Source organism: Psychrobacillus sp., assembly GCF_032154225.1.
GTDB lineage: Bacteria > Bacillota > Bacilli > Bacillales_A > Planococcaceae > Psychrobacillus.
In genome coordinates, this window is the sequence record NZ_JALDYF010000002.1 from 179,324 (window position 1) to 199,560 (window position 20,237).

Here is a 20,237-nt window from a genome sequence, read left to right on the forward strand (position 1 = left end):
GGTATGTAAATGCGGATAGTTAATTATGAAGATATTGTAGAAAAAGTAAGTGTTGCATGTCAGGAAGTTAATTTTGAGTTAGGCAGTGATGTCTATGATTCCTTGAAGAAATCTTCGGAAACCGAAAGATCAGCAAACGGCAAATATGTATTAGAACAGCTTATTGAAAATGCGGATATTGCAAAAGAGGAAAGGATTCCAATGTGTCAGGATACAGGGGTTGCTGTCTTTATAGTTGAACTTGGTCAAGATTGCCACATTGAAGGGGGAAGCCTTTATACTGCGATTAATGAAGGTGTTAAAAGGGGATATAAGGAAGGATATCTACGGCATTCAATTATAGAAAATCCTTTAACTAGAACAAAAAGTGAGGCTTATAATTCACCAGCAGTTATTCATATAGAACTTGTGCCAGGAGATCGATTAGTCATGCATCTATCTGCAAAAGGTGGAGGAAGTGAAAACATGAGTACGTTGAAAATGCTCAAACCATCTGACGGTCTTAAGGGAGTAAAAGATTTTATTTTGGAAACTGTCCGTATAGCAGGTCCTAACGCCTGTCCTCCATTAGTAGTTGGTATAGGTATAGGAGGAAATTTCGAAAGATGTGCATATTTAGCGAAAAAATCATTGTTTCGTCCGATTGGTCATCGAAACATAGTAACAGAAATATCTTTTTTAGAGGTAGAATTGATAACAGAAATTAATCAATTGGGTATTGGTCCGCAAGGTATGGGAGGTAGTACAACTGCTTTGGATGTGAAAATAGAGATGGAAGCATGTCATATTGCATCTCTTCCAGTAGCGATTAATTTAAACTGTCATGCAAGTAGGCATAAAAGTATTATTGTATAAAAGGAGGGAATTATTTGTCATTCATTAAAATTTGCTCCCCTTTCGATGAAGAAACGATAAGTAGCTTGAAAGCTGGTGACCGAGTATTAATAACTGGAGTTATATATACCGCTAGAGATGCAGCGCATAAACGAATGTATGATGCTATACAGTTAGGTGAAGATTTACCTTTTAATCTGAAAGGGCAAGTAATTTATTATGTAGGGCCAACTCCAGCTAAACCCGGTCAAATTATTGGCTCCGTAGGTCCTACAACTAGTGAAAGAATGGATAAATATACGCCGGCTTTACTTGAACAAGGCTTAAAAGGGATGATTGGTAAGGGCTATCGATCGAAAGAAGTGGTTAATTCTATTCAAAAAAATAAATCACTGTATTTGGCTGCAATTGGTGGTGCAGGTGCTTTAATTGCTCGAACTGTTAAAACTGTCGAACTTATAGCGTATGAGGATTTGGGTACAGAAGCTATCAGAAAAATTACAGTTGTAAATTTTCCTGCTGTTGTTATTAATGATTCATACGGAAACGATTGGTATGAGGAGGGAGCAAAAAATTTCAATAGTATGGAACAATAAATAAGAGAATATGATCCCTTATTACATCATATATTTTAATGAGGTTTTATTAGTTTTCCATATAAGTGTAAATAAAATTAACTAAAAATTTAAAATATTCATTTACATTTAAGAACTAATTTAGTATTCTTATTAATAGAAAAAGGGGGATTTTATTTAAGTTAAATTGGATACAATATCCGAAGTTATAAATTGTCCCTTAAGAAACGAGAAATATATTTGTTTATGTTCATGAATACATTGTGAAATAGCTTGTCGGTAATAATGATTGGCCAATATAAAATTTGAATTTGGAGGTTCGTTTATGAAGGGAAAAGTTGCAGTAATGACAGAACCAGAAAAGATGATCTTTGAAGAATATGATTTACCAAAGGCCGGACAAGGTTCTATATTAGTACGGGTAACAAGAACGAATGTTTGTGGTTCTGAACTGCATATTTGGAAGGGCTTACATCCTACGAAAAAATCAGGGGTTATGGGCCATGAAATGGTTGGTGAAATTGTTGAATTAGGAGAAGGTGTTACGACTGATTTTGCAGGACAACCCGTACAAGTTGGTGATCGTATTGCGGCAACATACTTTTTAACATGTAGGAAATGTAAACAATGTTTGCAAGGTTATTTTAATTTATGTGAAAACGCATATGAGTATTGGAGTAAAGAAGCACATGAATATCCTCATTTCCATGGATCATTTGCTACGCACTATTATATTCATCCCGATCAATATTTTTATAAAGTACCAGGAAATATACCGGATGAAGTAGCTGCGGGAGCAAACTGTGCCATTTCACAAGTATATTTTGGTATTGAGAAGTCAGGTCTGAAATATGGAGATACAATCGTTATTCAGGGGGCTGGCGGACTAGGTCTTAATGCAACAGCAATTGCTAAAATGTTTGGAGCTAAGGTTATTGTCATAGACTCTTTACCTAATCGTCTTGAACTAGCAAAAAGGTTTGGTGCGGACGAAACGGTGTCAATGGATCAATATAAAACACTTGAGGAACGTGTAGAGAAAATAATGACATTAACAAATGGTATTGGAGCTGATGTTGTAATGGAACTTACGGGAGTTCCAGCGGCATTTGCTGAAGGAATTCATCTCATTAAATCAGCTGGGAAGTACATTTCTATTGGGAATATTTCTCCGGGTAAACTAACCGAGTTTGATCCTGGGTTAATGACAAGAAAGAATATCTCCATAATGGGGCTGATTCGATATGAACCTTGGTATTTATATAAATCGTTAAAATTTTTAAGTTTGAACATCGATAAATTTCCATTCAGTGAAATTCTTGCTTGCGATTATACATTAGATGATGTGTCGAAAGCTTTGGATGCTTCCTTCAATCGTGGGGTAACACGTGCATCAATCGGAGTTGAACAGATCAATTAAAGGAGTGCTAGTAATGAGTTTTGTTTTAACGGAGCTTTTAGGAGAAGAAAAAAACATTTTGAAGATTATATTGAACCGACCAGAAATGCGAAATGCATTTAATACGAAGATGGCGGAGCAGCTATTAAGTATTTTCCGAAATACCATGCATGATGTTCAAATACGTGTAGTAGTACTTAGCTCTTCTGATCCAATGTCATTTTGTTCCGGAGCAGATTTAAAAGAACGGAAAGGAATGTCAGATGAAGACTGGCGATTACAGCATCAATTATTTGAAGATATGGTATATGCATTAGAAGATTTGCCACAACCAACGATAGCTATAGTGGAAGGATTTGCTTTAGCGGGTGGATTTGAACTAGCTCTAAACTGTGATCTCATTATAGCTTCGGAAAATGCTAAGTTTGGGCTTCCTGAAGTGACGAGAGGAATAATGCCAGGGTGTGGTGGGGCGCGTTTATTACCTCAGCGTGTACCTCTTCATATAGCTAAAGAGTGGTTGTTTACTGGAAGAATCGTTGATGCACAGGAAGCATATGAAGTGGGTTTATTAAATAAGCTTGTGAAAAATAATGAACTTCAATCTTATGGACTTGAATTAGCATGCAAAATAGCGTCTAATGCCCCGATAGGTGTTAAAGGGACAAAAGCAGTAACAAACAAGGTACTAACGATGAACACCAAAGATGCACGACAGTTTGAAATTGATACGTACAATAAAGTTATCCTATCGGAGGATCGTTTGGAGGGTGTTCTAGCATTTAACGAAAAAAGACATCCAGTTTTTAAAGGTAAGTAGGAGGGAAATCAATGAGTGTAGTGAAGGAGCAATTAGAATTTTTGGAAGAATTACGCTTAAGTGTGCGTAATGTTTGCAAAAAGTTTCCGGATGAATATTGGAGGAAGTTGGATGAGGAAGAGGGATATCCAACTGAATTTGTAAAAGCTATAACAGATGCTGGATTTTTAGGGGCACTAATTCCAGAAGAATACGGAGGATCTGGACTAGGGATTTTGGAGGCTTCAATTATTTTAGAGGAAATTAATCGATCAGGTGGTAATTCGGGAGCATGTCATGCACAAATGTATACAATGGGAACACTTCTGCGCCATGGTTCGAAGGAGCAAAAGGAAAAGTATTTACCAAAAATTGCAGATGGGACTTTGCGCTTGCAAGCTTTTGGTGTAACAGAGCCGAATACTGGTACGGATACAACAAATCTAAAAACAATGGCGGTTCGAGAAGGGAATCACTATATTGTAAATGGACAAAAGGTATTTATTTCACGAACTGAGCATTCAGATTTGATGATATTACTTGTACGCACTACCCCTATCGAAAAAGTCGTTAAAAAAAGTGAAGGGTTATCTGTTTTATTAGTAGATCTGCGAGATGCTATTGGAAATGGTTTAGAAATTCGTCCCATTAAAACAATGATGAATCATGCAACAACAGAATTATTTATCGATAATTTAAAAGTGCCAGTAGAAAATTTAATCGGTGAGGAAGGTAAAGGCTTCCGATATATTTTAGATGGAATGAACGCCGAGCGCATTTTAATAGCGGCTGAATGTATTGGAGATGGGCGATGGTTTATTGAACGGGCAAGAGATTATGCAAATGAACGTGTCGTATTCAATCGTCCAATTGGACAAAATCAGGGCATTCAGTTTCCAATAGCGACAGCGCATATTCATATAGAGGCAGCTGATTTGATGCGTATAAAAGCAGCACAACTATTTGATAGTGGTGAAAAATGTGCAGCTGAAGCAAATATGGCGAAATTACTTGCAGCTGATGCTTCGTGGGAGGCTGCAAATGTAGCCTTACAAACATATGGTGGGTTTGGATTTGCAACCGAGTATGATATTGAGAGAAAGTTTAAAGAAACGAGATTATATCAAGTAGCGCCAATTTCTACAAACTTGATCTTATCATATGTAGGTGAGCATGTTCTTAAGTTACCTAAGTCGTACTAGGGGTGATCCAATGCTGTTTCCAAAACAAGTTGAAATTATTGAAGTAAGTCCACGTGATGGTTTACAAAATGAGTCAGTGCTAGTACCTACGGAAGAGAAAAAGAAAATGATTTTACATTTACAAAAAATGGGTGTAAAAAGGATTGAAGCTACTTCGTTTGTTAATTCTGAAATAGTACCTCAAATGGCAGATGCCCAAGAAATTATAGAATTTTGCCATGAAATTGGAATTGAATCTATCGTTCTAACACCTAATTTAAGAGCTTTGAATCGAGCAATTGAAAATAAAGTATCCCAAATTGCTGTGTTTGTTGGAGCTTCCGAGACATTTAATATGCGTAATATTAAAAGGAGTATCGATGATTCTTTAGCAGAATGTACAAAGATTTTCCAAAAAGCAAAAGATCATACTATATTTATACGTGCTTATGTATCAATGAGCTTTAATTGTCCATTCGAAGGACCTGTTTCTTTTGAAAAGATTTGTTATATTGTGGATCATTTTGTTGCACATGGTGCAGATGAAATAGTAATTGGAGATACGAACGGGCAAGCAAATCCAAGAATTGTTTATGAACGTTTTCAAGCGTTAAAAAAACGACATCCAGATAAGGTGTTTGTTGCACATTTTCACGACACGAATGGTTTTGCTTATGCCAACACAATTGCAGCGTTACAGGTGGGGATAGATAAATTTGATAGTTCTTTAGCTGGATTAGGAGGATGTCCTTTTTCCCCTGGAGCAACAGGAAATATTTCTACGGAAGGGATTGTAAAGCTTCTGGAGGAGATGCAAATTGAAACTGGCATAGATATAGCTGCAATGAACAAGGCTGTAATTTTTACAAAAGAAATGATCGCAAAACTTGAAGGGAGGTGAAAGTATGCTACCACTACAAGGAATTAAAGTAATTGATGTCACTACTAATATTTCTGGACCAACTTTGACAATGATATTAGCTGACTTGGGAGCTGAGGTCATTAAAATTGAACGTCCTGGTAGTGGAGATGAGGCAAGGAAAATGGCTCCGCTTGTTAAAGATGATGGCACATATTTTATTAATATTAATCGAAATAAAAAATCAGTAGTATTAGATTTAAAATTGAAAGAAGCGCGTAATCTTTTGTATGAGATGATTGCTGACGCAGATGTATTTGTAGAAAACTTTAGACTTGGTAAAGCAGAAAAATTAGGATTGGGTTATGAAAAATTAAGGGAACTTAATAATCGTCTAATTTATTGTAGTATCAGTGCTTATGGACAAAATGGTCCTGATCGTTTAAAGGCAGGGTATGATGCAATACTACAGGCCGAGACGGGTTTAATAAGTATTACAGGATCTTCGGAGCTATCTCGAATACCAGTTTCTATTTTAGATCAAGGTAGTGCCATTTGGGGAGCGTTAGGTGTTGTAACAGCAATCTTGCAAAGAAATAAAACAGGAGAAGGAGAAAAAGTAGAAACTTCTCTATATGAAACGGGTGTATTTTGGTCTAACTATCACCTACTATCGACAATATTAACGAATGAAAACCCTGAAAAACTAGGGTCAAATCACGGTTCATTTGCACCATACGGAGCTTTCCATACTAAACAATCACCTATTATGATTGGTATTTCAAACGATCGACTATTTCATAAATTATGTGATGTCCTCAATAAACCGAATTGGTTAACAGATTCAAGATTTATGTCTAATGAGCATCGTGCAAAAAATCGAGATGAATTAAATAATGAGGTCCAATCTATACTCTTACAAAAAACTGCAGATGATTGGATTACAGCATTTGATCATGCAGGGGTGCCTGCTGCTAAAGTTCAATCAATGCAAGATGTATATAAGCATCCACAAACAACTACTAATAATATGATAGTTGAGATGGAGCATCCAACAAACGGTCAAACATTTGTAACGAGAATCCCGATAACCTTTAACAAAAGTACTTTTCCTATACGTTCTTACTCTCCAATTCTCGGGGAGCATACGGAAGAGATATTGTCCCATTTAAGGAAATGAATATAAAAATCACGTCAGTAAATTATCCTATATCTTGAAAATTTGTGCTAAAAAGTACGTTTTAGTGGATAGTCACTTTGTCTTCTCGCTTGCCGCACCTTGCATGAGCCAACTTGTGTTTCGCCCAAGTGGGTCTCATACTTCGGCTCATGCGGCCCGACGCGCTTCAGCCTTCAGTAAATCTCTATCTATATAGGTTTGTAATCATATAGCTTAACGATAAAATGGGACGATCCATTTTCTATTTTCATTTACTTTCCCATCTGTCACTCTACGTTTTAGTTGGAAAAATTTTCAATGGAGGGATATCCTGAAAGTTTCTGACATGCTCCATTGGATTGGAGCCGTTCCCGCGGTAAGCGTCCGACTCTGTAGCGCAAATCCTTGCCGAAACTACTAAATTGAATAAAATGGTTAATCAACACGCGTGTATAAAAATATAACATACTGGAGGAATATATTATGTGTAATTCAAAAAAAGTGTACGTTCTTGATACCGGTACGATGAAAATGGATAAAAACTATATGATTTCGATGCACAACCCTGCTAGTATAACTAACCCAGCTCCGAAGGCTGAATTTGTGGAGTTTCCGGTTTTTGCTGTATTAATTGATCATCCAGAAGGGAAAATCTTGTTTGATACAGGATGTAACCCTGATGGTATGGGGGAAGATGGGCGATGGCCTGAAGGTATTCAACAACTTTTTCCTTCATTTCAAAGTGAAGAATGTTATTTAATAAATAGGTTGGAGCAGTTAAAAGTACGTCCAGAAGATATTAAATACGTAGTAGCTTCTCACTTGCATTTAGATCATGCGGGGTGTTTAGAGTTATTTACAAATGCAGAAATTATTGTACATGACTCAGAATTGCAAAATGTTATGAAAACGTTTGCAATGACACAAAATATGGGCGCTTATATTTGGGGTGATGTTATGGCGTGGATTAAAAAGGAATTACGCTGGAGAACGATTAAGCCGACAGAAAAAGAAGTGAAATTAGTAGAGGGAGTTAAAATTATTAACTTTGGCCCTGGGCATGCGTATGGAATGTTAGGTTTGCATATTGAATTACCTGGAACAGGGAATCTATTACTAGCTTCAGATGCAGTGTATACAGCAGAGAGCTTAGGGCCACCAGTTAAACCACCAGGCATTCTATATGATTCAGTAGGCTATAACTCAACTGTAGAACGTATTAGAAAGTATGCAGAGGAAAATAATTCGACAATTTGGTTTGGTCATGATGAAAAGCAATTTAAAACAATGATCAAATCTACTGAAGGGTACTACGAATAATAATTTAACTTTTTGAGGTAGGTGATTATATGTTAGAAAATGGGTCTTTTATAGATGAACAAGAATTGATTACAGGTGAAAGAGATATAATCGATGTTTTAAATCCTTATACGCAAGAAAAGATAGGTCATATTCTTTGCGCAAATAAAAACGAAGTGATACAAGCGGTGGAAAATGCCCATGATGTATTTCAACATACGATGAAGAAAATGCCTGCGCATAAAAGGAGTCAAATTTTAAGAAATGCGGCAGTTTTATTAGAAAAGAGATCGGAAGAATTTGCTGAACTCTTAACGTTAGAAGCGGGTAAACCAATTGTCGAAGCACGTGGTGAAGTAGGAAGAGCAATTCAAGTATTATATTTTGCTGCTGAAGGAACTAAAAATCTCCATGGGCAACAAATTGTATTGGATAATGCAATTGGTGGAGAGCAACAATTTGGTTTTTCTATGCGGATTCCTATAGGCGTTGTCGCTGCGATTACACCTTTCAATTTCCCGTTAAATATGGCGTTGCATAAAATTGCTCCTGCCATCGCCGCAGGAAATACAATCGTATTGAAGCCAGCAGAAAAAACACCATTTTCTGCTGTTGCTTTATATAAATTATTACGTGAAGCTGGGTTGCCAGCGGGTGCTCTTAATATTATCCAAGGTACCGGACAAGAATTAGGAGAGTCTCTTGTGACACATCCACTAGTGAGAAAAGTAACTTTTACTGGTAGTGGAGTAGTTGGATGGAAAATTAATGAAATGGCTAAAGGGAAAAAAGTGACACTTGAATTAGGGTCAAATGCACCAAATATTGTATTTGGAGATGCGGATATTAATAACGCAGTTTCTTCCATTCTTATGGGAGGTTATACATTTGCAGGGCAAGCCTGTGTTTCCGCCCAACGTATATTTGTTCATACATCCGTTTATGAAGAGTTTTTAGGTAAGCTAACAGAAAAAGTATCCCAATTAAAAATGGGTAATCCAAAAGAGGAATCAACCCAGTTAGGTCCAATGATTACACTTGCAGCAGCAGAAAAAGCGGAATCATGGATTCAGGAAGCTGTTCAATCGGGAGCGGTTATTCGGACAGGCGGGAACAGAAATGGTACTTTCTTAGAACCGACAATTTTGGATCAAGTAGATTTTGATATGAAGGTCGTATGTGCGGAGGTTTTTGCTCCAATTATTGCAGTAATGCCTTTTGATACGGAAGAAGAGGTAATTGCTTACGCAAACGATTCACGTTATGGACTACAAGCCGGGGTATTCACGAATAATATTAACCTTGCAATGCGTATGGCAGAAGCTTTAGAAACTGGAGGAGTATGGATAAATGAAGTTTCTGTGAAAAGATATGATCATATTCCTTACGGTGGCGTAAAAGAAAGTGGTATTGGCAAAGAGGGAATCCATTATGCTATAGAAGAGATGACGGATCTGAAATTTATTGGTATGAAAATTTTACCATGAGGGAGTGAAGTTAATGAAAGTAAAATCTGCTATTTTGCGTGTATCGGGTGCTGAAAGACCTTATGCAACAAGTAAACCTATCAAGATTGAACAAGTTGACTTAGATTCACCCGAAGCTGGAGAAGTGCTAATCCAAATAAAAGCAGCAAGCTTATGCCATTCTGATTTATCCGTGATAAATGGAAGCAGACCACGACCACTTCCGATGGCACTCGGTCATGAGGCGGCCGGAATTGTTATTGAAACAGGCGCTGGAGTGACGAACTTCCGTCCAGGAGACAAAGTTATTTGTGTATTCGTTCCTAGTTGTGGCCAATGTATTCCTTGTGCTGAGGGACGTCCAGCTTTATGCGAACCTGGTGCAGAATCTAATGGCGCGGGTACTCTCCTTGGAGGTGGTAAACGTATTCACAAAGGGTCTGAAAATATTGGACATCATGTTGGAGTTTCTGCTTTTTCAGAGTATGCTGTCGTTGCACAGAATTCCTTAGTTAAAGTGGAAGAAGATTTACCTTTTGAAAAAATGGCTTTATTCGGTTGTGCAGTTATAACGGGAGTTGGTGCCGTTGTAAATACTGCTAAAGTTACCTTGGGAAGCAAAGTTGCCGTTATAGGGCTTGGTGGAATTGGTTTGAGTGCGCTACTCGGTGCAATAGCGGTAGGGGCAAACGAAGTCATCGCAATTGATATAAACGAGAAAAAATTGAAACAAGCTAAAGAGCTTGGAGCTACCGCTACATTTAATTCAAATGATCCAGATGTGATTGAACAAGTACGTGCTTATACGAATGGCGGAGTGCATTATGCATTTGAAACAGCAGGAGTTGTTGCTGCTATGGAAATTGCATATGGAGTGACCAAACGTGGAGGGGTAACTACAACAACTGGGTTGCCTCATCCTGAACATAAATTTTCATTTCCTTACGTTACTTTAACTGCAGAAGAACGGACGGTAAAGGGATCGTATGTAGGAAGTAGTGTTCCCAAAAGAGATATTCCTAATTATATACATTTGATGGAACAAGGACGACTTCCGGTCAATCGCCTGCTATCAAATATTATTTCTTTAGATGAGATTAATGAAGGATTTGATTTACTGGCTACGGGTGATGCCTCGCGTATTATTATTAAAATGGACTGAGGTGTTATAAGTGAACTTAAGTGAGGATATTGCACGTTATGTTCGCAATATGACTTTTGAGCAATTATCTAATGAAGTCATTCAATATACGAAACTGTGTATTTTAGATTATTATTCGTCCTTGATAAAAGGAAAAGACACAATTCCGGTTCAAATGATGAGTGCTGTCATGAGCGAATTAGGTGGTGACTCTCAAGCATCTACAATTACTGGATTTCGAACAAGTGTAACAAATGCAGCATTTGTAAATGGTGGAGCTAGCCATGCGATAGAATTGGATGATGTTCATAAAGCATCAATTGTGCATGCTGCAACTGTCATTTTGCCAGCAGTACTTGCAATAGCAGAGTGGAAAAAGTTAACGGGTAAAGAAATAATTACAGCGGTAGTTATTGGTTATGAAATTGCTTTTCGAGTAGGGGAGACGGTATCCCCTTCTCACTATTATTATTTTCATAACACAGCTACATGTGGAACCTTTGGAGCAACAGTTGCAGTCGCAAAATTATTGGATTTATCTGAAGCTGAGATTATTGAGGCACTTGGTAGTGCGGGAACTCAAGCAGCGGGTCTTTGGGAGTTTATAGAAGATAGTGCGATGAGTAAACAACTTCATCCTGGAAAAGCGGCTATGCATGGTGTATTAAGCTGTTTATTAGCCCAAAAAGGTTTTACAGGGGCCAAGAAAATATTGGAAGGGCGTCGTGGTTTTTTTGAGGCAATGAGTGAACGGTACGATATAGAGAAAATGACGAATGGGTTAGGGAGTACACATAAGATACTAGAAAACTCTTTTAAAATACATGCTTCTTGTCGGCATACGCACCCGGCTATGGATTTATTATGTACATATCATCGAACATTAGCGACAAAAAATGTGGATGATATTTTGAAGTTAGAAATTGGTACTTATCAAGTTGCGTTGGATATTACAAATAATAATGATCCACAATCGCTTTATGCAGCTAAGTTTAGTTTGCAGTTTTGCGCAGCACTAGCGCTATTAAATGGGGCTGGTGGATATACAGCATTCACTGATAGCACTTTGCATGATTCTTCCATTAGAGAGATGATGTCTCGAATTGACGTTTTTAGTGATGCAGAAATCGATGCGAAATATCCGATTCAATGGGGAACAAATATTTCGATATATTGGAAAAACGGAGAAATTGATCGACTACAAAGTTTGTATCCTGTAGGAGACCCAGAAAATCCTGTATCGTCGGACGAACTCATTGCTAAATTTCATGAATTAGCTGATTTTTATAATGAAGATGCTAGAGAAGCAATAGTAGATATATTGTTACATTTAGAGCAATACGACGTGCAAATGTTAGTAGAAGCTGTTCATGGAAGAATTCATATAGGTAAAGCAACTGGATTATAGAACATTAATTCTTACGAAAATCCAATCTGTCGTGGAGATAGGTTGGATTTTTTATGTTCATTAAACTTCCTCCAAGATTGATTATTTCTTTTGCAACATATAATATAGAAGGAACATACTATCTCTTACAAGGGATATGGAAAGTGAATGTTACATAGAAATGATCAGAAACCTTCTTTTTCATTGGAGAAAGAAGGTTTTTTCTAAACATTATTACATGCACTATGGGGGCTGCTTTTAGTGAAAAAGAAACATCGTAAGTTACAAACAAAAGAGAATTTAATTGTTTTTCCAGGGATGATTGAGAACCTGATAGCGGATGGTCTAGCCTTTGCGGAAAATAATAATTATGTAAAAGCGGCTGAATGCTTTGATATAGTAAAGCAATATACGGAATTGGATGATATGATTATTAGCGTTTATGTTTTGACTTTATTAGAAACGAGACGATATCTAGAAGCGAAAGAAATTTGCGAAGAGCTAATGGAAAAAAAATCGCCGATTGCAGAGCAAATTGTAGAAATATATTTGACAATCTTGCTAGATTTGAAGGAATATAAAGAAGTAGATAATCTCTTGAATTTATTACTTGCAGACGATAACATCTCGGATGAACGAAAGATGAACTTTGAGCAATTAAAAGACTTAAGTAGCCGTCTTGCACTTGAACAAACTACTTTCACCGAAGAAGCTGAAATTGAAATAGTACATTTAGAAAAAGAAAAGTTTGCTTTAGATGTATTTACGAAGTTAAGCTTTATGGAGCAGGAGTTATTGTTACAGAGAGCGTTTGTCCAAAATATTTCAGAAGTAACAATAGAAATAAGTGAAATAGTAGAATGTGAAAAAGTATCTTCTTCAATTCGAACAATTGCTCTACTTGTTTTAGGGGAAGCAGGGGTTACGAAAGAAGTGACAGTTTCTAAATTTGGAATAAAAGAAAAGGTGAATCCTGCTGATTTACCAAGTCCAAAAGCTGTTGACCGAATGGATTCTATTGATTTACTTGTGGAAGAAATATTAGAGCAGGACCCATCTAAGCTTGCATTAACTTCTGGATTAGTTCGACGCCATGCGTATGCATTATTCCCTTTTGATTGGTTAGGTTATGATGATAAAGAAATTGCACAAGCGTATGTAAATTTTGTCGAAGTATTATTCGGTGAAGAAAATAAGCAACAAGATGATTTATACGAATTGATTAAATTAGTTGAAGATTCGGTAGAAATAGGAGAAGATGAATAGTGTTGAAAGTCTATTCATCTATGCTATAATATACAAGTTGTAAGTATAAATTAGTATACAATCTGAGCTGTCAGTTAAAATACAGATCACAAAATTTTTGTAATTATTTTTGGAGGTAGAATATATGTCAGTTAAATGGGAAAAACAAGAAGGAAATACAGGATTATTAACAGTTGAGGTTTCAGCTGAAGAAGTAACAAAAGGTTTAGATCTTGCGTTTAAAAAAGTAGTAAAACAAATTAATGCACCTGGTTTCCGTAAAGGAAAAATGCCACGTCCAATGTTTGAAAAAATGTATGGTGTGGAATCATTATACCAAGATGCACTTGATTTCATCCTTCCAGAAGCATATTCAAATGCTATCGACGAAGCTGGAATTGATCCAGTTGACCGTCCGGAAATCGACATCGTAACAATGGAAAAAGGACAAGCTTTAGTGTTTACTGCAACAGTTGTTGTAAAACCAGAAGTTACTCTTGGAGATTACAAAGGACTTGAAGTTACAAAACTAGACGTTGAAGTAACGGATGAAGAAATCGAAGAGCAACTTAAAACACAACAAGAACGTTTAGCTGAGCTAGTTGTAAAAGAAGATGCAATCGTTGAAGGCGACACTGCTGTTATCGACTTTGAAGGATTCTCTGATGGAGTTGCTTTTGAAGGTGGAGCTGGAACAGATTACGCTTTAGAAATCGGTTCAAACTCTTTCATCCCAGGATTTGAAGACCAATTAGTTGGCTTGAAAACTGGCGAAGAGAAAGATGTAGAAATTACATTCCCAGAGGAATACCATGCTGCTGAATTAGCTGGTAAACCAGCAACATTCAAAGTTGCTATTAAAGAAGTTAAAGGGAAAGAACTTCCTGAACTAAATGATGATTTTGCTAAAGAAGTAGATGCTGATGTTGAAGGTATCGACGGATTACGTGCAAAACTAAAAGAAGTAACTGCTGAAGAGAAAAAACAAACATCTGCACAAAGTCTTCGTGATGACTTAGTAGAAGCAGCAGCTGCAAATGCAACAATCGATATTCCTGAAGCAATGATCGAGTCAGAAACTGATCGTATGCTACAAGAATTCGGACAACGTCTACAATCTCAAGGTATGAACTTAGACCTTTACTATCAATTCTCTGGTCAAGATGAAGCTGCTTTACGTGGTCAAATGGCAGAAGATGCTAAGAACCGTGTACAAGTTTCATTAACACTAGAAGCAATTGCTATTAAAGAAGAGCTTACAGTGAGTGAAGAAGATGTGAATGCTGAGCTTGAAAAAATGTCTGCGCAATTCAATATGCCTTCTGCAGATATTAGAAAAGCACTTGGTGGTACAGACGTTCTTGAAAACGATCTTCGTTTCCAAAAAACAGTTGAATTTTTAGTTGAAAACGCTAAAATTTCATAATTTGACGTAAAAGAGTTATAATATAAAACAAGGCGCAGCTAATTGTCTGTGCCTTGTTTTATCTCATACATAGTATTTTTTATCGTATAACAACATAATCGTAATATGCTTTCACATTATTCATTTCGTTGTTTATATAAATGAGATATTTTTTGAATGAATAAAAGAGAAACGTAATATTTGATTCCTTGAAAGGAATCTTGTAAGATAATTGCTTGAATAGGGGTGAATATTTTGTTCAAATTCAATGATGAAAAAGGGAACTTAAAATGTTCTTTTTGTGGTAAACCACAAGAACAAGTACGTAAACTAGTTGCAGGACCGGGAGTATATATTTGTGACGAATGTATCGACTTGTGTTCAGAAATTGTCGAAGAAGAGTTTGGAACGGAAGAAGAAGTAGAGTTTAAAGAAGTTCCAAAACCAAAAGAAATTTTATCTATTTTAGATGAATATGTAATCGGTCAAGAGCGAGCAAAAAAATCACTTGCTGTAGCCGTTTATAATCACTACAAACGTATAAATTCAAATAGCGTGATTGATGAAGTAGAGTTATCTAAGTCTAATATTGTACTAATTGGTTCTACTGGTAGTGGTAAAACATTACTTGCCCAAACACTTGCACGTATTTTGAATGTGCCATTTGCAATTGCAGATGCAACATCTTTAACGGAAGCTGGTTATGTAGGAGAAGATGTTGAAAATATCCTATTAAAGCTTATTCAATCAGCAGATTATGATGTTGAAAAAGCGGAAAAAGGAATTATTTATATTGATGAAATCGATAAAGTTGCACGCAAATCTGAAAATCCTTCGATTACTCGAGATGTTTCAGGTGAAGGTGTTCAACAAGCATTGCTTAAAATTCTAGAAGGTACAGTTGCAAGTGTTCCGCCACAAGGTGGGCGTAAGCACCCGCACCAAGAATTTATCCAAATCGATACGACAAATATTTTATTCATTGTTGGTGGAGCATTTGACGGCATTGAGCAAATTATTAAACGTCGTTTAGGTGAAAAGGTAATCGGATTTGGAGCAGATCCAAACAAAGTGGAAGTGGAAGTTGGTTCTATGCTTTCTCAATTGATTCCAGAAGATTTGTTGAAATTTGGTTTAATCCCTGAATTTATCGGACGTTTACCAATACTTGCAAGTTTAGAACAGTTAAATGAAAGTGCACTAGTACAAATTTTAACTGAGCCTAAAAACGCACTAGTGAAGCAATATCAAAAAATGATTGAATTGGATAATGTGAAGTTAACATTTGAAGATGATGCTTTAATTGAAATTGCAAAACTAGCAATTGAACGCAAAACAGGTGCGCGTGGACTTCGTTCTATTATCGAAAATATTATGCTAGATGTGATGTATGAATTACCATCACGAGAAGATATTGTCGAGTGTATTGTTACGAAGGAAACGATTTTGGAACAAAAAAGTCCGAAACTTTTATTAGCAGATGGGACTGTAGTTGAGAAAGATAACGAAAAAACATCGGCTTAATAGGGCTATTGAAATAAGCTGGCTTCCAATCTGCGCATGCTAAGCGTAAGCAAGGATGCCAGCTTTTTCTTTTATACAGAAGAGTAGTATTTGTTTAATTCAGTAACAAAAAGGACAGAATTAGCTGGAGGTGACTTTCCGAGATGACAAAAAGAAATGTGACATATTATCCCGTTTTACCACTAAGAGGCCTATTGGTTTATCCAACGATGGTTTTACATGTAGATGTAGGTCGTGAGCGTTCAGTAGAGGCAGTTCATGAGGCTATGTTACGTGAAGAAAAGGTCTTTTTAGCAGTTCAAAGAGATATGAATATTGAACATCCTATTGCAGAAGATTTATATGATGTTGGGATTCTTGCTACTGTGAAGCAAATGGTAAAGCTACCTAACGGAACGATGCGTGTCTTAGTAGAAGGTTTACAAAGAGCGATTTGGGATGAGTATAAAGAAAAAGATACGTATGATGAAGTAGCGGTGACTGCTTATATTGAGCCAGAAGAAGTAGACAAAGAAGACGAAGCGCTTATGCGAACATTAGTACATAATTTTGGCAAGTATTCAAAGTCATCGAAGAGTGTGTCTGAAGAAACGTATAACTCCGTTGTTGATATTGAAGAGCCAGGGCGATTAGCTGATATGGTTGCTTCGTATTTGCCGTTAAAAATTTCTGGTAAACAAGAAGTTTTAGAAATAATGGACGTAAAAGAACGTTTAGAATGGCTCATCGGTCGTTTGTACAATGAGCAAGAAATTCTGGATTTAGAAAAGAAGATTACTAATCGTGTGAAAAATGCGATGGAGCGAACGCAAAAAGAGTTTTATCTTCGCGAGCAAATGAAAGCGATTCAAACAGAGCTTGGCGATAAAGAAGGAAAAACAGGCGAAGTTGCTGACTTGAACAGAAAAATTGAAGCAGCAGGTCTTCCTGAAACAACAAAGGCAAATATGTTGAAGGAATTAGATCGTTATGAAAAACTTCCTACTCAAGCGCCTGAAAGCGGCATTATTCGAAATTATATTGAATGGATGGTTTCCATTCCATGGTCGAAATCAACTGCTGACCAATTAGATATTAAACGCTCTGAAAAAATCTTAAACCGTGATCATGATGGTTTGGAATCTGTAAAAGAACGAGTGTTAGAATACTTAGCTGTTCGACAATTAACGAAGTCACTGCGTGGACCAATTTTATGTTTGGCTGGCCCTCCTGGAGTTGGGAAAACTTCATTGGCAAAATCAATTGCGGAATCTTTAGGCCGTAATTTTGTCCGAATTTCACTTGGTGGAGTTCGAGATGAGTCGGAAATACGAGGACATCGTAGAACGTATGTTGGTGCAATGCCAGGTCGAATTATCCAAGGGATGAGAAAAGCTGGAACGGTTAATCCGTTATTTTTACTAGATGAAATTGATAAAATGTCAAATGACTTTAGAGGAGATCCTTCTGCTGCAATGCTAGAAGTGCTAGATCCTGAGCAAAATAATACATTTAGCGATCATTATATTGAAGAAACATATGATTTGTCGAATGTTTTATTTATCGCAACTGCGAATGATTTAAGCTCTATTCCAGGGCCATTACGTGATCGAATGGAAATCATTTCGATTGCTGGTTATACGGAAATTGAGAAGTTGGCGATAGCTAAAAATCATTTATTGCCAAAACAAGTGCAAGAACATGGCTTAACAAAAGCGCAGCTGCAAGTAAAAGATGAGGCGATTGTGGACGTTATACGCTACTACACGAGAGAAGCTGGTGTTCGTAGCTTGGAACGAGTGTTGGCGAATATTTGTCGAAAAGCAGCACTTCAAATTGTTTCTGGCAATAAAAAACGTGTATCCATTACGCCGAAAACGCTAGAAGAAACAATTGGTAAGAAAAAATTCCGCTATGGACAAGCTGAAACAGAAAATCAAATCGGTGTTGCTACTGGATTAGCTTATACAACTGTTGGTGGCGACACGTTGCAAATTGAAGTTTCGTTGTCTGCTGGAAGCGGGAAATTACAGCTGACAGGAAAGCTCGGAGATGTCATGAAGGAATCTGCACAAACGGCATTGTCATTTGTTCGTTCGAAAGCAGAGGAAATCGGCATTGATCCAGCTTTTCATGAAAAGTTTGATATCCATATTCATGTTCCAGAGGGAGCCGTTCCAAAAGATGGTCCATCTGCTGGGATAACGATTGCAACAGCATTAGTTTCCGCTTTGTCCAAACGCCCAATTCGTAAAGAAGTAGGCATGACAGGAGAAATTACACTAAGAGGTAGAGTTTTACCAATTGGTGGTTTGAAAGAAAAAACATTAAGTGCTCATCGCGCAGGTTTGACGACGATTATTTGTCCGAAAGACAATGAACGCGACATTGAAGATATTCCAGAAAGTGTTAGAGAATCACTAACATTTAAGTTTGTTTCCGATGCTGAAGAAGTGCTTCAAATAGCATTAGAGGAGGCAAAAAAGTGAAAGTGCATAATGTAGAACTATTAATAAGTGCGGTAAGACCAGCTCAATATCCAGAAGGTGACTTACCGGAAATTGCTTTGGCTGGGAGATCTAATGTAGGGAAATCTTCTTTCATCAATAAGATGATTGCTCGTAAAAGTATGGCGAGGATTTCATCTAAGCCGGGGAAAACGCAAACATTAAACTTTTATAAATTAGAAGAAGATTTAATATTTGTCGATGTACCTGGTTATGGATATGCAAAAGTATCGAAAACAGAACGTGCTGCTTGGGGAAAAATGATTGAGACATATTTTACTTCTCGTATGGTTTTAAAGGCAGTTGTATTAATTGTTGATTTACGACACCCGCCTACTAGTGATGATTGTATGATGTATGATTTTTTGAAGCATTATAATATTCCATGTATTATTATTGCGACAAAAGCAGATAAGATTCCAAAGGGTAAGTGGGATAAGCATAAGAAGATGGTTAAAGATGAGTTGCAAATGAGCAAGACAGATCCACTTATTGTTTTCTCGTCTGAAACAGGTCTCGGTTTTGATGCTGCTTGGGCAGAAATTGAAAGTAGAATTTAATAATATTAAGCCGTTACAAGCCCTATTTGTGCTTGTAACGGCTTTTTTTAGAAAGTATATGGGAATAAAGGATTTCGTTACAAGCGGACGCCTACAGCGCGCACGGCTCCAGCCGCTTCCTGTGCTCCTGCGGTTACTCGTCGTAGAAAACATCGGCTGTTCTCGCTGGTGTCGCCGCTTTTCACTACATCCATCTTGCTTAAAGGAGTGTAATCATGTTCTTTCTACTTAAGCCTTTTCATATAAGAGGAAGAAAAAAGTTCATCGACACCTTTAGTTAGATATAGTTACAATTTTCGAACGAAGTAAATTTGTCCTCTACTTCTCCAAATTCAGTTCAATTGTAGAAGTGCCACTTTTTGAAAATCTACAATGAACTGCCAAAATTGTATCTTTGGTAGCCTGCAAAATAGATAGAACCAACTTGCTTCCCCTATTGCCAAAAATTTTTAACGGCTTGGCACAGAAGTTTCTGGCGAGCGGAGGGCAAACATTTGCCATACGATGACCGAGGAAAAAACTTGTTGGAAGCGGCGCAGCCACTTCCAACAAGTATTATAAAATTTACGGTTCATTGTATAGCCCAATGTGAAGCTTGGATTGAGCCAGAAACTGCGTCATTAAGAAGTTTTGTCTTTAAAGGACCAGGTATCTTTTTGTCCGGTTTTACTTAAAAAGTTGTTTCTATTTTATCGTTTAGTACAAACAATAATATATACAAATCAGCCCGAGTTATAAGACTATTCCGACTGTGGTTAGAAACATTGTTTTGCAACGTATAATTTGTTAAAATTAGTTTATAATAATTCTAATTTAAACGCTTTATTTCATAGCTTGTTCACAAATGCACATTAGGAACATTAAAAGCTATGGTATAATCGAAACTATGATCTGAAATGAACGTAAAGGGGTGGCATT

Annotated in this window: 17 protein-coding genes; all 17 read left to right on the forward strand. The window is 37.0% G+C overall.

What is annotated here, in order from left to right:
- Window positions 1–9: 9 nt before the first annotated feature.
- The gene (locus RUH95_RS04735; protein ID WP_313891685.1) at window positions 10–855 is read left to right on the forward strand and encodes a fumarate hydratase; all 846 of its coding nucleotides are present in this window, start codon (window positions 10–12) and stop codon (window positions 853–855) included.
- A 14-nt stretch (window positions 856–869) separates the two neighbouring features.
- Window positions 870–1,430, forward strand: coding sequence for a Fe-S-containing hydro-lyase (locus RUH95_RS04740; RefSeq protein WP_313891686.1), 561 nt, complete (start codon window positions 870–872; stop codon window positions 1,428–1,430).
- Window positions 1,431–1,734: 304 nt separating this feature from the next.
- Window positions 1,735–2,829, forward strand: a complete 1,095-nt coding sequence (locus RUH95_RS04745; RefSeq protein ID WP_313891687.1) for a zinc-binding dehydrogenase — start codon at window positions 1,735–1,737, stop codon at window positions 2,827–2,829.
- Between the two features lie 13 nt (window positions 2,830–2,842).
- Complete coding sequence (locus tag RUH95_RS04750; protein ID WP_313891688.1) at window positions 2,843–3,628, forward strand: enoyl-CoA hydratase/isomerase family protein; 786 nt, start codon at window positions 2,843–2,845, stop codon at window positions 3,626–3,628.
- Window positions 3,629–3,639: 11 nt separating this feature from the next.
- A complete protein-coding gene (locus tag RUH95_RS04755; protein ID WP_313891689.1) occupies window positions 3,640–4,809 on the forward strand; it encodes an acyl-CoA dehydrogenase family protein in 1,170 nt (389 codons plus the stop codon).
- 10 nt (window positions 4,810–4,819) lie between these two features.
- The gene (locus RUH95_RS04760) at window positions 4,820–5,689 is read left to right on the forward strand and encodes a hydroxymethylglutaryl-CoA lyase (RefSeq protein ID WP_313891690.1); all 870 of its coding nucleotides are present in this window, start codon (window positions 4,820–4,822) and stop codon (window positions 5,687–5,689) included.
- A gap of 4 nt (window positions 5,690–5,693) precedes the next feature.
- The gene (locus RUH95_RS04765) at window positions 5,694–6,827 is read left to right on the forward strand and encodes a CaiB/BaiF CoA transferase family protein (RefSeq protein ID WP_313891691.1); all 1,134 of its coding nucleotides are present in this window, start codon (window positions 5,694–5,696) and stop codon (window positions 6,825–6,827) included.
- Between the two features lie 462 nt (window positions 6,828–7,289).
- Window positions 7,290–8,126: an AhlS family quorum-quenching N-acyl homoserine lactonase gene (gene ahlS, locus RUH95_RS04770; RefSeq protein ID WP_313891692.1), complete on the forward strand. Its 837-nt coding sequence runs from the start codon at window positions 7,290–7,292 to the stop codon at window positions 8,124–8,126.
- A gap of 29 nt (window positions 8,127–8,155) precedes the next feature.
- Window positions 8,156–9,592, forward strand: coding sequence for an aldehyde dehydrogenase family protein (locus RUH95_RS04775; protein WP_313891693.1), 1,437 nt, complete (start codon window positions 8,156–8,158; stop codon window positions 9,590–9,592).
- 13 nt (window positions 9,593–9,605) lie between these two features.
- Window positions 9,606–10,733 carry a zinc-dependent alcohol dehydrogenase family protein gene (locus tag RUH95_RS04780; protein WP_313891694.1) on the forward strand — a complete coding sequence of 376 codons (1,128 nt, stop codon included), beginning with the start codon at window positions 9,606–9,608 and terminating at the stop codon, window positions 10,731–10,733.
- Between the two features lie 10 nt (window positions 10,734–10,743).
- Window positions 10,744–12,120, forward strand: a complete 1,377-nt coding sequence (locus tag RUH95_RS04785) for an MmgE/PrpD family protein (RefSeq protein WP_313891695.1) — start codon at window positions 10,744–10,746, stop codon at window positions 12,118–12,120.
- Between the two features lie 240 nt (window positions 12,121–12,360).
- Window positions 12,361–13,365, forward strand: a complete 1,005-nt coding sequence (locus RUH95_RS04790) for a hypothetical protein (protein ID WP_313891696.1) — start codon at window positions 12,361–12,363, stop codon at window positions 13,363–13,365.
- A gap of 124 nt (window positions 13,366–13,489) precedes the next feature.
- Window positions 13,490–14,770, forward strand: coding sequence for a trigger factor (gene tig / locus RUH95_RS04795; RefSeq protein WP_313891698.1), 1,281 nt, complete (start codon window positions 13,490–13,492; stop codon window positions 14,768–14,770).
- Window positions 14,771–15,004: 234 nt separating this feature from the next.
- The gene (clpX, locus tag RUH95_RS04800; protein WP_313891699.1) at window positions 15,005–16,273 is read left to right on the forward strand and encodes an ATP-dependent protease ATP-binding subunit ClpX; all 1,269 of its coding nucleotides are present in this window, start codon (window positions 15,005–15,007) and stop codon (window positions 16,271–16,273) included.
- 143 nt (window positions 16,274–16,416) lie between these two features.
- Window positions 16,417–18,741, forward strand: a complete 2,325-nt coding sequence (lon, locus tag RUH95_RS04805; RefSeq protein ID WP_313891700.1) for an endopeptidase La — start codon at window positions 16,417–16,419, stop codon at window positions 18,739–18,741.
- Entirely contained in the window at window positions 18,738–19,319 is a 582-nt protein-coding gene (gene yihA, locus RUH95_RS04810) for a ribosome biogenesis GTP-binding protein YihA/YsxC (RefSeq protein ID WP_313891701.1), read from the forward strand. The genes lon and yihA overlap by 4 nt, the downstream gene beginning before the upstream one ends.
- 494 nt (window positions 19,320–19,813) lie before the next feature.
- Window positions 19,814–19,993 carry a hypothetical protein gene (locus RUH95_RS04815; protein ID WP_313891702.1) on the forward strand — a complete coding sequence of 60 codons (180 nt, stop codon included), beginning with the start codon at window positions 19,814–19,816 and terminating at the stop codon, window positions 19,991–19,993.
- Window positions 19,994–20,237 lie beyond the last annotated feature (244 nt).

Coding starts and splice junctions, on each gene's coding strand:
- RUH95_RS04735 (WP_313891685.1), top strand. CDS start 10: ATGCGGATAGTTAATTATGAAGATATTGTAGAAAAAGTAAGTGTTGCA.
- RUH95_RS04745 (WP_313891687.1), top strand. CDS start 1,735: ATGAAGGGAAAAGTTGCAGTAATGACAGAACCAGAAAAGATGATCTTT.
- RUH95_RS04750 (WP_313891688.1), top strand. CDS start 2,843: ATGAGTTTTGTTTTAACGGAGCTTTTAGGAGAAGAAAAAAACATTTTG.
- RUH95_RS04755 (WP_313891689.1), top strand. CDS start 3,640: ATGAGTGTAGTGAAGGAGCAATTAGAATTTTTGGAAGAATTACGCTTA.
- RUH95_RS04760 (WP_313891690.1), top strand. CDS start 4,820: ATGCTGTTTCCAAAACAAGTTGAAATTATTGAAGTAAGTCCACGTGAT.
- RUH95_RS04765 (WP_313891691.1), top strand. CDS start 5,694: ATGCTACCACTACAAGGAATTAAAGTAATTGATGTCACTACTAATATT.
- ahlS (WP_313891692.1), top strand. CDS start 7,290: ATGTGTAATTCAAAAAAAGTGTACGTTCTTGATACCGGTACGATGAAA.
- RUH95_RS04775 (WP_313891693.1), top strand. CDS start 8,156: ATGTTAGAAAATGGGTCTTTTATAGATGAACAAGAATTGATTACAGGT.
- RUH95_RS04780 (WP_313891694.1), top strand. CDS start 9,606: ATGAAAGTAAAATCTGCTATTTTGCGTGTATCGGGTGCTGAAAGACCT.
- tig (WP_313891698.1), top strand. CDS start 13,490: ATGTCAGTTAAATGGGAAAAACAAGAAGGAAATACAGGATTATTAACA.
- lon (WP_313891700.1), top strand. CDS start 16,417: ATGACAAAAAGAAATGTGACATATTATCCCGTTTTACCACTAAGAGGC.